The sequence below is a fragment of the Sporosarcina sp. P17b genome, assembly GCF_002743115.1.
Lineage (GTDB): Bacteria > Bacillota > Bacilli > Bacillales_A > Planococcaceae > Sporosarcina > Sporosarcina ureae_C.
This window is the reverse complement of sequence record NZ_PDYP01000002.1, coordinates 91,508-105,543: the sequence shown is the minus strand read 5'-3', so window position 1 is coordinate 105,543 and position 14,036 is coordinate 91,508. Positions and strand designations below refer to the sequence as shown.

Sequence of the window (14,036 nt, the reverse complement as noted above, 5' to 3'; positions counted from 1 at the left end):
CATGTTGGAAGAAGTCTTATTAGCTAGAATCCAATTCGCATCTACTACATTGTTTCACTTCATTTTCGTCCCTTTGTCCATCGGCCTGGCACTGATCATTGCGATCATGCAAACGATGTATGTAGTGAAGAAAGATGAAATTTACTTAAAAATGACGAAATTCTGGAGTGTTTTCTTTCTTATAAACTTTGCGATTGGTGTAGTAACGGGAATCATTCAAGAGTTTCAATTCGGAATGAACTGGTCAGCCTACTCGAGATTCGTTGGAGATATCTTCGGAGCTCCACTAGCAGTAGAAGCGTTACTAGCATTCTTCTTAGAGTCTACATTTATTGGGATTTGGATCTTCGGTTGGAATAAGCTTCCGAAGAAATTACACTTAGCGTGTATTTGGTTAGTATCGATCGGTACGGTCATGTCAGCCTTCTGGATTTTAGCTGCGAATTCGTTCATGCAAAATCCAACAGGTTATGTATTACAAAATGGCCGTGCGGAAATGAATGATGTTGTGGCTGTCTTAACAAATGAAAAACTATGGGTTGCGTTCCCACATACGATTTTTGGTAGTTTTGCTACCGGTGCATTCTTCGTAGTTGGTGTCAGCGCATGGTACTTGATAAAAAAACGTAAAGTAGATTTCTTTAAGAAGTCTTTAACGATTTCACTAGTAGTCGGTATGTTATCAGGTCTTGGAATAGCATTTACTGGTCACGCACAAGCACAGTATTTGATGCATGCTCAACCAATGAAAATGGCTGCAGCGGAAGCGCTGTGGGAAGATAGTGGAGACCCGGCTGCTTGGACGTTGTTCGCCAAGATTGACGTGGAAAATCGTGAGACAACGAAACGTATCGATATACCCTACATGTTGAGCTATTTAACATATAGTGAATTTAAAGGGAAAGTTTCAGGTATGAACGCACTGGAACAACAAATGATTGATAAGCATGGAGAAGGCGAATATCTTCCACCAGTGAAAACAACATTTTGGAGCTTCCGTATAATGGTGGTTACGGGCGGAACACTACTAGGGTTAGGTGCAATGGGTCTATTCTTGTTGTTCCGTAAGAAGATAGTAGAATCTGTTTGGTTCTTGCGACTTCTAATAGTAGGGATATTCTTACCGTTCATAGGTAACTCATTTGGTTGGATCATGTCTGAAATGGGAAGACAACCTTGGGTAGTAAACGGTTTGATGAAAACGGCTGATGGTATTTCACCAAACGTTTCAGCGGGGCAGATTCTGTTTTCACTCATTTCTTTCTCTACTATTTATACGATCCTAGGTATCATCATGGTCGTATTATTTGTGAAATTTATTCAACGAGGTCCAGAAGAGCAGCCGGAAGAGGATGTATCGGCAACAGATCCGTTTGAAACAGGGGGTGCAGGACATGCCATTAAGTGATATCTGGTTTATATTGATCGGTGTCCTCTTCACAGGATTTATCTTTTTGGAAGGGTTTGACTTTGGTGTAGGAATGAGCACGAAGTTCCTAGCACGTAATGATTTGGAAAAGCGGGTCGTGATGAATACAATCGGACCTGTTTGGGATGCGAATGAAGTGTGGCTGATTACTGCAGGGGGCGCGATGTTTGCAGCTTTCCCACACTGGTATGCGACAGCGTTCAGTGGGTTTTATCTTCCTTTCGTCGTCCTGTTATTGGCTTTCATCATACGAGGCGTTGCCTTTGAGTTTCGCAATAAAGTGGATTCAGAAGCTTGGGTCAAAACATGGGACTGGGCTGTTTTCATCGGTAGTATCTTACCACCATTCCTATTTGGGGTGTTCTTCACGAGTTTAATCCGTGGATTACCGATTGATAGAGATATGAACATGTATGCGAGCTTTACCGATTTCGTAAATGTCTACACAGTTATTGGCGGTGTGACGTTTGTTCTATTATCGTATTTGCACGGGTTGCTGTTCATTGGATTGAAAACGGTAGACGAGTTACGAGAGCGAGCAAATACAGCGGCACGTAAAGTGTATGCATTGACGGGCGTGTTCCTCGTATTGTTCATCATCTTCACATATTTGGACACAGACGCCTTTACAGATCATGGAGCTATTTTGATTCCTCTGTATAGTTTGGCGGTTATATTGTACGGTTTACTGTTCTTCTTCTTGAAAACTAAACGAGAAGGACTGAGCTTTACAATGACTGGTTTAGTGTTAATCATTGTTATGGCTAACTTTTTCATCGCGCTATTCCCGAATGTGATGATCAGCTCAATGGATCCTGCATTTAATATGTCGATTGCAGAAGCAGCTTCAGGAGAATATTCACTGAAAATCATGACGATCGTAGCGTTTACTATGGTGCCAATCGTTTTGGCGTATACAATTTGGAGTTATTACGTGTTCCGTAAACGGTTGACAGGTGATAAGGAGCATCTAGAATACTAATGGATAAATACTTGCTTCAATACAAAGGAAGTAAACAAGTGATGGCATTGATTGGACTACTTACTGTAGTTCAGTCTATTGCCATTGTTTTTCAAGCGATTTATTTAGCAAAAGCGATTACACAATTGTTCCAAGGTGCAGATTGGAGTGAAGCACTTCGGTCATTTGTGATTTTTGTCGTAGCAAACAGTGTACGTCACGTGATCCAATGGGCGAAGGAACGGATTTCATATCGCTTTGCCGATCTAACAGCAAAGGATTATGAGCAACAATTAGTAAAGAAAATCTTTGATCTTGGTCCTCAAGTTGTGGGGAAATATGGTTCTGGACATTTGGTGACGCTTGGTTTAGAAGGTGTCCCGAAGTTCAGAAAGTATGTAGAATTGCTTATACCGCGGACGTTAGCGATGGCCATTGTTCCGTTTGTCATTGTGGTATATGTCTTTACTCTAGATATTATGTCAGCTGTGACGCTCATTATAGTCTTGCCAATTCTCATCATTTTCTTAATTTTGATCGGATTGGTTTCGAAGAAGAAAATTGATGAACAGATGGATACGTACCGTTTATTATCTCGGCATTTCGTTGACTCTTTACGGGGTATTGTGACGTTGAAATACTTGGGACGCAGCCGAGCACACGAAGAATCTATTGCGATTGTAAGCAATAAATACCGCATTGCGACAAATCGTTCATTGCGCTATGCGTTTCTATCTTCATTTTCATTGGATTTCTTTGCAAGTCTTTCCGTAGCGGTAGTGGCGGTTGAACTTGGCCTGCGATTGATCAATGGACAAATTCTTCTTGAACCATCATTAGCTATTTTGATTTTAGCGCCGGAATTTTTCTCACCTGTTAGAGAGTTGGGGAATGACTTCCATGCGACAGCTGATGGTAAGGACGCGAGCTTACAAATCCACAGTATATTAGAAGAGGAAACAAAGGTTCAGCCAGTAGTTGCTTCACCGATTGCAGCTTGGAATGACAAATCAAGACTTGAATTGCGTACGGTCGAAGTCAAAATGGGGGAACAAACCATTTTTGAAGACTTGAATCTAGAATTAAATGGATTTACAAAAGTAGGTGTCATCGGACATTCAGGTGCAGGAAAGTCAACGTTGATTGATGTACTATCTGGATTCACACTTCCGACGGCCGGCAGTTTTAGGCTTGACGGACAAGAATTACCGCATCTCGCTGTTGCAGACTGGCAAAATCAAATTGCTTACATTCCACAACATCCAACGATATTTCCGGATACTGTCATTGGAAATATTCGCTTTTATGAACCCGACGCTTCTTTGCAGGAAGTACAGGATGCAGCAGAACGTGTAGGTTTGGATCAGTTAATTGCGACATTCCCATTAGGTTACGAAGAACGGATCGGTGCGGGTGGACGCGTGCTTAGTGGTGGGGAAGAACAACGGATTGCTTTAGCGCGTTCGTTACTGCAACGTCGTCAGATTTTATTATTCGATGAGCCGACTGCACACTTAGATATTGAAACAGAGCATGAATTAAAGCAAATGATTTTACCGCTTCTAAAAGATAAACTCGTTGTGTTTGCTACGCATCGTATTCATTGGATGCAGGAAATGGATATCATAGTAGTACTTGAAAACGGTAAAGTGGTAGAAACGGGCTCTCACGAACAATTATTGAAACAAGACGGAGCTTATTGTCGTTTACTTGAAGCGCGTGGAAGGGGGCATGCTGTATGAACTTGTACCAACAACATATACTTCCCTATGCCCGTAAATATAACAAAACCATACTATCTACTATACTTCTAGGAACACTGACTATACTTTCGGCTGCGATGTTGACCTTTACATCAGGATATTTAATATCCCGTACATCGGAAAGGCCTGAAACGATATTACTCGTTTATATTCCGATCGTAGCAGTTCGAACATTCGGTATTTCGCGTGCAGCCTTACGATACGTAGAGCGTTTGCTTGGCCATAATGCCGTATTAAAAATTATTGCCGATATGCGGGTGCAGCTATATCATGTACTGGAGCCGCAAGCATTATTCATTCGTTCACGTTTTCAAACAGGCGATTTACTTGGTGCACTAGCGGATGATATTGAACATTTACAAGACGTCTACATCCGTACGCTGTTTCCGACTGTCATTGGTTTGTTTTTATTCAGTTTCTCTGTAATTGTGCTGGCAATCTATGACTGGAAGTTTGCGCTTATTATGGCTGTGTTACTAGCAATCGTGACGTTTATGTATCCTATGCTGTCACTTTATATGATGAAGAAAAACCAGCTGCAATCGAAAAAACTTCACAGTCAGTTGTATAATACGATGACAGAAGGTATTTTTGGTTTACGTGACTGGATCATCAGTGGCAGGAAAGAACAATTCCTTGCGTCATTTAAAGAGGAAAGTCATGCAAGCCATGCTATTGATAAAAAACTGGCGTATTGGCAACAGTCTCGGACGATGCAATTGCAAATTTTCTCAGGGCTACTAGTCTTAGTCGTCGGAGTATGGGCAGGACAGCAAGCGGCAGCAGGTTCATTGGCGCCAACGTATATCGCTGCATTTACATTGGTTACGTTGCCGATTTTAGAAGGATTGATTCCCATATCGTTTGCAATAGAACGTTTACCTGCTTATGAAGCATCCTTGCAAAGGATTGATGCGATCCATCAGCAAAATACTGCAGTGGATCAAAAAGCAATGGAGCTTGGTAATGTAGAAGAAGCGACTATTGAACTCGACAATGTAAGTTATCGGTATGAAGGTCAGAAAGAAAATGCGGTTCAGCATATTTCACTGACGATTCAACCTGGAGAAAAAGTTGCTGTACTTGGTAAAAGTGGCGCGGGTAAGTCTACTCTCATACAGCTTTTATTAGGCACAGTTCAGCCAACAAGCGGACATGTACATGTCAATCAGAAACCTGCATCGCTGTATGGAGACTCTATATATGAGATGATGAGCGTCTTAAATCAAAATCCTTATCTTTTCGCAACAACTGTTCAAAATAATATTAAACTTGGCGATGCATTCGCTACTACTGAAGATGTACAACGAGTAGCGGAAAAAGTAGGTTTATATGAGTATTTGCAATCACTTCCTGAAGGCTTGAAAACTCAAATGGAAGAAACAGGACAACGATTCTCAGGTGGAGAGCGTCAACGTTTTGCACTGGCAAGAATTTTGTTGAAACAAACGCCGGTTGTCGTTTTAGATGAGCCGACTGTTGGGTTAGATCCAGTGACTGAACACTCTCTTGTAGAAACTCTTCATCACTCTCTACAAGATAAAACGGTCGTATGGATCACACATCATTTAATGGGTATGGAAAAAATGGATCGTATTATTTTCATGGATCATGGTGAAATCATCATGGATGGGACACATAAAGAATTATTAGCTACGAATGAAAGATATCGACAGCTATATGCATTGGATCAAGGTATGTGAATTTCTTGAATTACAATTCAGACTAAGAACGATTTATAAAAAGGACGACACCATTTCTTAAGCAGAAATGGTGTCGTCCTTTTAAATTTTACTATCGAGAAGGTAAAAGATATGTTTAAAAAACTATGCCATCTGCTTTCATTCGCTAGCGTTTAGAAAAAAGGTAGACGGATGAAGTAGCCAAGCAATAAGCATACCGTAGTGGAAACAATAACGCCTGGAATGGCGAACAACACATATCGTCGAATGCTCATGCCACTCATGCCTGAAATATAACAAATTAAATGGCGCATGCCCGGAACAAAATAACCGAAAGTCACCGTCCACGAGCCATAGGTCATAAACCAACGCTCAATCTTTTGCATACGTCGAGGCGTGAGGAAGAAGTAATTTCCAAAACGCCGAATTAAAGGTTTACCAACTTTTCTACCAATCATATACGTGAACAATGTTCCGACCATTACACCGGATATTGTAAAGATTATCGTGAATACAAAATGAAATGTACCTGCTGAAGTTAAATAACCGGCAAATGCTACAAGCAACTCATCCGGCATAGGCAACCCGAAAATACCAAGAGCCAAAAAGAAAAATATAGAAAGATAGCCATACTGCACTATATATTCTTGGAGATGTTCCATAATAAAACCTCATCTACTTAAGATTGCCACACTCCGATCCTATCACCAACTTGGACTTCTGTAAAAGGCATTTCTTCGGGCGTAAATATATTACTCTGTTCAATGAATAAAATAACAGTAGAACCAAATGCAAAATGACCAAAATCTTGTCCTTTTTCACAAGTAGTTTCAGAATTTGCAATGCGGACACTATTTACATTTAATGCACCAACCTTAACAATTGCCACCTGTCCAAAATCTGTGGAAAGCTCAGAAATAACCCTGTGATTGGAAGAAAATACATCTTTACGCATACGAATACCTAAATCGTTAACAGGATACGAAGTAGAACCTAATGCATAACGGTTCACTAACGTTCCTGAAACAGGGTAGTGGAAATGGTGGTAATGTCTAGGTGAAAGGTAAAATAAATAATAATAGCCATGTGTATAGCGAGAAGCTTTTTTTGAGTCACCAAGCAGTGAAGTCAGACTATATGTTTTGTCTTTTACTATAAATTGCTGTTGCGAGTCTATCATTCCTGAATCGCTAAGTACACCATCTACTGGTGAAATCAAACTGTTTGGATGGTTGTCAATCGGTCTTTTACCAGGTTGTAATGAGCGAGTAAAAAAGTCATTAAGACTCTTATATTGCTCTATTGAGTATTTAGCTTCGTCTAGTTGAATATGATAAAAAGATGCAAAAGGCTTGATTAACGGTTTACTAATTCGTGAAGTAGTTAATTGTTTTAGCAAAGCAGAACCGATCGGTGATCCGGTTAATTCAACAAATGATTTAAAAATACGTGTTTTCATCTTTTCTTCCTTTCATTAAAAGCATATACTAGAGAGATATAATAAGGAGGCTGTAATTTGTTTTCATTTAGATATTTTGATTATACTAAACTAAAATCCCAATTGGCGAATATCATTACACTTTTTAATTTGAGTTTAGGGATTATAGCGATATTGCTTGTGCTACAGGGTCATGCGCATATGAGTTTAATGTTTATTTTCTTTGCTGCTTTATTTGATCGGTTTGACGGTATGGTAGCTAGGCACTACCAAGCGGAATCAGCTTTCGGCAAGGAACTTGACTCACTTAGTGATCTAGTCTCTTTTGGAGTAGCTCCTGCTATTCTACTATATTCTACAGCATTGTCCGATACGATGTGGATTGGCTTGTCCGCTGTAATTTTTTATATTTTAGCAGGTGCTGTTCGTTTGGCTCGCTATAATGTAGAAGAGTTTGACGGTTCTTATTATGGCTTGCCTATTACTGCAGCTGGAGTATTGCTTACATTGGGATATTTTGCCGTACCGTATTTGATCGCACCTTATTTTGTGATTTATATGTGTGTGCTAGCTTGGTTGATGGTCAGTCGCTTTCGTATAGCAAAAGTATAAATAATGTCTTGCGGAGAAAGTTTCTGCGAGGCATTTTTCATTAGGGGAAACTATCACTAAAACATGAATTCTGTTATGCTTAAGAAAACTATAAGGAGTGGTCACTATGTCAGGACCCGCATTAAGACAGCTTCATTCACATAAGGCTATTCATGAAGGCGGACTCTCGGGAGCCGTCATGAAAACAGATGATTTATTGGAGTACTTCGAACAAGGTGAAACAGAAATGGTTCAGCAAGCTTGCGATCATTTATTGGATTATTGGAAGACACGAGTCATCAGTCATGCAGATGCGGAAGAAGAAGGTTTCTACAAACAAATGGTGGAAGAAAAACCTGAACTCGAACGAGATATTATTCAACTCACACGAGATCATGATCTCATGCGAATACTCGTAGCAGATATAGAAGCGTTGCGAGAAGAAGATCCAACTGTGACACCTGAAATTCTACAAAAGTTCAACGGATTAATTGTAGTGAATGAATTACATAGCCGAGAAGAAGAACGGATATTATTTGAATCATAAAACATGAATGACTAAGAGGAGGTGGTAGCGATCATTCAAAATCCGTTAGATATATTGGACAAGTATTTTGGCTATTCAGCATTTCGTGAGGGACAACAACGAGTCATCGATCAAGTATTGCAAGGTGATGATTCACTTTGCGTCATGCCCACAGGTGGCGGTAAGTCTGTTTGTTATCAAGTACCTGCGCTAGCGATGGAAGGAACCGTTCTTGTCATCTCGCCGCTTATTTCCTTGATGAAAGACCAAGTCGATGCATTGCATCAGTTAGGTATTCCTGCAGCGTATATTAATAGTACGCTCTCGACAGAAGAATATTTTGGTACAATGGACAACGCACTTGAAGGGAAATATAAACTGTTATATGTGGCTCCAGAGCGATTGGATTCCGAATCCTTTCTCAACCAATTGCAAAAAATGACGATTCCACTGATCGCGATCGACGAAGCGCATTGTATTTCACAATGGGGACATGATTTCCGACCGAGTTATCGAAATATCCATCGTATCTTTGATTATTTAAACAACCGGCCCATTGTTCTTGCACTAACCGCAACAGCTACACCGGAAGTTCAGGATGATATATGCCAGCAATTGCATATCCCGCCTGTAAGTCGTGTCGTAACAGGTTTCGAAAGAAGCAATTTGGTGTTCTCTGTAGTCAAAGGTCAAAATCGAGATCAATTCGTTAAAGAATATGTTATGAAAAACAAAAATGAATCGGGCATTATTTATGCTGCTACTAGAAAAGCAGTGGAGCAAGTTTATTTATTACTTGAAAAAAGTGGTGTTCCAGCTGCAAAGTATCATGCAGGGTTATCAATTGATGAACGCCAACAGCAACAAGACCGATTCATCATGGAAGATGCACGCGTGATGGTCGCGACTAACGCGTTCGGTATGGGAATCGATAAATCCAATATTCGCTACGTCATTCATTATCAAATGCCGAAGAATATGGAAAGTTATTATCAGGAAGCTGGAAGAGCAGGGCGTGACGGGCTTGACAGTGATTGTTATTTGTTATTCTCTTCGCAAGACGTCTTAACACAACGCTTCCTCATCGAACAGTCTCCAGATCCTTCCCGTGTATCGAATGAAATTAAAAAGATGCAAGTGATGGTAGATTACTGCCATACAGAAGGCTGTCTGCAAAAACATATCATCAAGTATTTTGGCGAAGATGACGTTGAAGATTGTGGTCGTTGCGGTAACTGCACCGACACGCGCGAGCAGTTTGATGTAACTGTTGATACGCAAAAAGTGCTTTCCTGTGTTATTCGCATGGGGCAACGCTTCGGTAAGACGATGGTTGCGCAAGTACTGACAGGATCGAGAAATAAGAAGCTCAAAGAATTGAACTTTGATGAGCTATCGACATATGGATTGATGAAAGGGCGCAATGCCAAAGACGTGGCAGATTTTATCGAATTTTTGATTTCGAAGAATTATCTACAAGTTGAAAGTGGGCCGTATCCTACTATTTTCGTCAGTGAAGATGGCAAAGACGTCTTATTAGGGAAAGTAAAAGTCTGGCGTAAAGGCGAGATGGTGACAACTGTCGTCGCTAAAGACGATCCGTTATTCAACGAACTGCGAGCGATGCGTTTGAAACTGGCACAAGAAGCTGGTGTCCCACCATTCGTTATTTTCTCGGACAAGACATTACGGGATATGGTTGCCAAAATGCCTGCCACTAATGAAGAGTTATTAACTGTGCAAGGGGTAGGCGAAACGAAGCTTGAACGTTACGGGGAAGTGTTCCTTGAGATTATCGATTCGTTTTCAACACAGCAAGCGTAATAGAAGGTGTCCAGAAGGTCGTGAAGCAACGACTTCCTGTGGCATCTTCTTTTTCATTTCTAGGTTTGTGAACTAGAAGTCTCGTAATGGTGTTAGGAATGGGGGCGCGTCCGCCAACTGGAGCTTCCATCCCTTCGTACTCACTAAGTAACTCGCTTATTCCAAGCGTTTGCTTTTGAACTTAACGAGTTTAAAAATTACCTATTAATCGACAATCTCCATATAAAAAGGTATGCCCATTAAAGTCAAATGACTTCAACAGACATACCTTTTTTATACTATTTACTGTGCAGAGCGTTGACCCTCGAATGGACGAGTATCTTTTCGCAAACCGATTAATGTGAAAATCGCTGCGATCAACAAAATCGCACTTGCAAGCATAAAGGCATGATGGAATTCCAAGTCCAATATACCGATAGCACTAGATCCTACTACAACGCCAAACGAGAAGAACGCATAGAAGAATCCGTACGCTTTCCCTCTTGTTTCCGGTTCCGTAGAATCAATAAGCAATGAGTTAATAGAAGGGAACAGGAATGCGAATCCAGTTCCATAGACGACCATCGCCAACATCATCAAAGACAGTTCGTCAACTTGTGATAAGAACAACATGCTGCCACTCATCAAAATCAAGCCGACTGCCAATGTGACCATCGGACGAGCGATATCAAAAATACGATTGATCGGCAAAACGAAAATCAACACAGCGACTAGACCGAAAACACTTAGCAGCATGCCTGTCGTTTTTGCATCAAACTGAAGGTACTCGACTTTTAGTGGGAGTACTAAGGCCAATACGCCTTGTGAGAACATCAGGAAGAACGCGCCAAGAAAAGCTCGTATGATACCTGGGTGGCGGAAAAACGCTAACGGCTTGACTGCTTTTTGTTTTGCTGTCTTTACTTTTCTTACGTATGTAAACGAACGTAAAAATATAATGGCGCCAATTGTCAGTAGAACCATGAAGACCCCATTGATGGCCATGATCGTTACAACGCTTGTCTTAACGGAAACGATCCCGCTATAAGCAGGTCCAAAAATGGCAGCAAGTCCAACAAACGCACCTGAGATTGCAGCATTTCTACCACGCTTGGAACGTTCGGAACCATTCGCGAGAAACGTAAAGGCAGCTGGAATGATCAAACCTTCCGTTAAGCCGTGCACAAAACGAATGCCGATTAATGTTCCTGAACCAGAAATCAATCCATATGAGAACAACGACAAAGCGGATGTGAACAAACCGAATAATAGAATATAGAATGGTCCTTTGCGATCTGTCAAAATACCTGAAATGATATTACCGAAAATATTCGCAAACGAGTAAATACCGACCGATAATCCGACAATAAAAGCAGAAGCGCCGAGACCTGTAGCGAACGGACTCATGATGGGCAACTGTGAAAATAAATCAAAGAACGAGAAGAAAACAATTAGATAGACAAAAAAGCGCATAATGATCCTCACTTTACAAAAAATTCAACTACTATCTATTTTAACATGAAACTTTTCGAATAGAACTGAACTGCTCAAAGATAAATATTCGCAATCTATCATCCTTCACGGTAAAATGAACAACGTAAACAACAAAGCATAAGGGGATGAGTGATCTTGACGAAAGAAATTCGAGTAGGAATCGCTGGTTACGGTAATTTAGGGCGTGGCGTAGAGTCAGCAATCAGTCAAAATGAAGATATGACATTAGTTGGCGTATTCACGCGCAGAGAACCGAAAGACGTACAATTACTTTCGGAGCAAGTACCCGTTCATAAGCTGGACGAAATAGAATCATTTAAAGAGGATATTGATGTCTTGATTTTATGCGGTGGTTCTAAAAACGACTTGCCAGAACAAGGGCCAGCCCTTGCAAAGCACTTTACAACGGTAGATAGCTTCGACACGCATGCCAAGATTCCTGAGTACTTCGCGGCAGTTGACGAAGTGGCTAAAGAGGCAGGAACAACAGCTATCATTTCTGTTGGATGGGATCCAGGTTTATTTTCGATCAACCGCTTAATGGGTGAATCCATTTTGCCAGAAGGTGAAACGTATACGTTCTGGGGTAAAGGATTAAGTCAAGGTCACTCAGATGCAGTGCGTCGTGTTGACGGCGTGAAAGCAGGCGTTCAGTACACATTGCCAGCTGAAGATGCGATCAACCGTGTGCGTAACGGTGAGCACCCTGAGCTTTCGACAAAAGATAAACATACACGTGAATGTTATGTCGTTCTTGAAGAAGGAGCTAGTGCAGATCAAGTACATGAAACGATTGTTACGATGCCTGATTACTTCGCAGATTACGATACGACCGTTCATTTTATTACGGAAGAAGAACTTCGTCTTGACCATGCTAAGATGCCACATGGCGGTTTCGTCATTCGCAGTGGCAACACGGGTAAGCACACAGATCAAGTCATAGAGTTCTCGCTTAAATTAGATAGCAATCCCGAATTTACATCAAGCGTCCTTGTCGCATATGCAAGAGCAGCTTATAAATTGCAGCAAAAAGGCGATACTGGAGCGAAAACAGTTTATGATATCGCACCAGGCTTGTTATCACCTAAATCACCTGCAGCTATTCGCAAAGAATTACTGTAATACCAGACAAATTATTTTGGAATGTAGAATGAGGAGGCAGAATCTTTTATGAAACTGGATGAAACATTAGAGATGCTAAAAGATTTAACAGATGCACGAGGAATCCCGGGCAATGAGCGTGAAGCACGGGACGTCATGACGAAGCACATTAAACCCTATGCAGATGAAATCGATCATGATGGACTCGGCTCACTGATTGCAACCAAAGAAGGCGATGCAAACGGACCGAAGATTATGATCGCAGGACACTTGGATGAAGTAGGCTTCATGTTGACACGAATCGATGATAAAGGCTTCATTTACTTCCAAACAGTTGGTGGCTGGTGGTCACAAGTTATGCTTGCGCAGAGAGTGTCCATCGTTACACGTTCAGGCGAGACGATTACAGGCGTGATTGGTTCAAAGCCGCCACATATCCTGACACCTGAAGCTCGCAAGAAACCTGTCGATATTAAAGACATGTTCATTGATGTAGGTGCTGAGACAAAAGAAGAGGTTCTATCATGGGGCGTTCTTCCAGGCGATATGATTGTGCCATACTTCGAATTTACCGTGATGAAAAATGAAAACTACTTGCTCGCAAAAGCATGGGATAATCGTATCGGCTGTGCAATCGCGATTGAAGTGATGAAGCAGTTGAAAGATGAGAAACACCCGAACCGTTTGTATAGTGTGGGAGCAATTCAAGAAGAGGTAGGTTTGCGTGGAGCTAAAACAGCGGCGAATAAAATTCAGCCGGATATCGGTTTCGCTGTCGATGTAGGTATTGCTGGTGATACACCTGGTGTTACTGCGAAAGAATCTATTGGAACAATGGGCGAAGGTCCACAAATCTTACTCTATGATGCTTCGATGGTGTCTCATAGAGGATTACGCAACTTTGTAGTGGATACAGCAGAAGAGCTGAATATCCCGTATCAATTTGCAACTATGTCCGGTGGCGGCACGGATGGCGGATCAATTCATGTAAGCGGAACAGGAACTCCGACATTGGCGATTTGTATTCCAACACGCTACATTCATAGTCATGCGGCTATGCTTCACCGTAAAGACTTTGAAAACACAGTGAAACTTTTAGTGGAAGTCGTTAAACGCCTTGATGCAAATGAAGTAAAAAACATTACATTTGAATAAATAATACTAGTAGACAACGATGCTCAAAAGTATCGTTGTCTTTTTAATTAAATTATACGATAAGTTATAAAAATTCATTTGACTTCATAAATA

Annotated in this window: 12 protein-coding genes; 9 read left to right on the top strand and 3 right to left on the bottom strand. The window is 41.1% G+C overall.

Going from position 1 to position 14,036, the window contains the following annotated elements:
* Nucleotides 1-4: 4 nt before the first annotated feature.
* From CSV76_RS02520 to cydC, 4 genes are read left to right on the top strand one after another with little or no spacing between them, the layout of a single operon-like run.
* Complete coding sequence (locus tag CSV76_RS02520; RefSeq protein ID WP_085428966.1) at nucleotides 5-1,408, top strand: cytochrome ubiquinol oxidase subunit I; 1,404 nt, start codon at nucleotides 5-7, stop codon at nucleotides 1,406-1,408.
* Nucleotides 1,395-2,411, top strand: a complete 1,017-nt coding sequence (cydB, locus tag CSV76_RS02515) for a cytochrome d ubiquinol oxidase subunit II (RefSeq protein WP_099624656.1) — start codon at nucleotides 1,395-1,397, stop codon at nucleotides 2,409-2,411. Before CSV76_RS02520 ends, cydB begins: the two co-directional genes overlap by 14 nt.
* Nucleotides 2,411-4,132 carry a thiol reductant ABC exporter subunit CydD gene (gene cydD / locus CSV76_RS02510; protein WP_099624655.1) on the top strand — a complete coding sequence of 574 codons (1,722 nt, stop codon included), beginning with the start codon at nucleotides 2,411-2,413 and terminating at the stop codon, nucleotides 4,130-4,132. The genes cydB and cydD overlap by 1 nt, the downstream gene beginning before the upstream one ends.
* Nucleotides 4,129-5,856: a thiol reductant ABC exporter subunit CydC gene (cydC, locus tag CSV76_RS02505; RefSeq protein ID WP_099624654.1), complete on the top strand. Its 1,728-nt coding sequence runs from the start codon at nucleotides 4,129-4,131 to the stop codon at nucleotides 5,854-5,856. The genes cydD and cydC overlap by 4 nt, the downstream gene beginning before the upstream one ends.
* 152 nt (nucleotides 5,857-6,008) lie before the next feature.
* On the opposite strand, the gene CSV76_RS02500 is transcribed toward cydC, so the two are convergent.
* Nucleotides 6,009-6,497: a DedA family protein gene (locus tag CSV76_RS02500; protein ID WP_099624653.1), complete on the bottom strand. Its 489-nt coding sequence runs from the start codon at nucleotides 6,495-6,497 to the stop codon at nucleotides 6,009-6,011.
* A 17-nt stretch (nucleotides 6,498-6,514) separates the two neighbouring features.
* Nucleotides 6,515-7,294, bottom strand: coding sequence for an archaetidylserine decarboxylase (gene asd, locus CSV76_RS02495; protein ID WP_099624652.1), 780 nt, complete (start codon nucleotides 7,292-7,294; stop codon nucleotides 6,515-6,517).
* Nucleotides 7,295-7,351: 57 nt separating this feature from the next.
* Between asd and pssA the strand changes: the two genes are divergently transcribed.
* From pssA to recQ, 3 genes are all read left to right on the top strand, one after another.
* Nucleotides 7,352-7,885: a CDP-diacylglycerol--serine O-phosphatidyltransferase gene (gene pssA / locus CSV76_RS02490; RefSeq protein WP_085426503.1), complete on the top strand. Its 534-nt coding sequence runs from the start codon at nucleotides 7,352-7,354 to the stop codon at nucleotides 7,883-7,885.
* 106 nt (nucleotides 7,886-7,991) lie between these two features.
* Nucleotides 7,992-8,411: a hemerythrin domain-containing protein gene (locus CSV76_RS02485; protein WP_085426502.1), complete on the top strand. Its 420-nt coding sequence runs from the start codon at nucleotides 7,992-7,994 to the stop codon at nucleotides 8,409-8,411.
* A gap of 30 nt (nucleotides 8,412-8,441) precedes the next feature.
* The gene (gene recQ / locus CSV76_RS02480; protein WP_099624797.1) at nucleotides 8,442-10,214 is read left to right on the top strand and encodes a DNA helicase RecQ; all 1,773 of its coding nucleotides are present in this window, start codon (nucleotides 8,442-8,444) and stop codon (nucleotides 10,212-10,214) included.
* A 282-nt stretch (nucleotides 10,215-10,496) separates the two neighbouring features.
* On the opposite strand, the gene CSV76_RS02475 is transcribed toward recQ, so the two are convergent.
* Complete coding sequence (locus tag CSV76_RS02475; protein WP_085426501.1) at nucleotides 10,497-11,666, bottom strand: MFS transporter; 1,170 nt, start codon at nucleotides 11,664-11,666, stop codon at nucleotides 10,497-10,499.
* Between the two features lie 156 nt (nucleotides 11,667-11,822).
* Here CSV76_RS02475 and CSV76_RS02470 point away from each other — a divergent pair, with 156 nt between their 5' ends.
* Together CSV76_RS02470 and CSV76_RS02465 are read left to right on the top strand one after the other, a co-directional pair.
* Entirely contained in the window at nucleotides 11,823-12,809 is a 987-nt protein-coding gene (locus tag CSV76_RS02470) for a diaminopimelate dehydrogenase (RefSeq protein ID WP_085426500.1), read from the top strand.
* Between the two features lie 48 nt (nucleotides 12,810-12,857).
* The gene (locus tag CSV76_RS02465; RefSeq protein WP_085426499.1) at nucleotides 12,858-13,943 is read left to right on the top strand and encodes a M42 family metallopeptidase; all 1,086 of its coding nucleotides are present in this window, start codon (nucleotides 12,858-12,860) and stop codon (nucleotides 13,941-13,943) included.
* Nucleotides 13,944-14,036 lie beyond the last annotated feature (93 nt).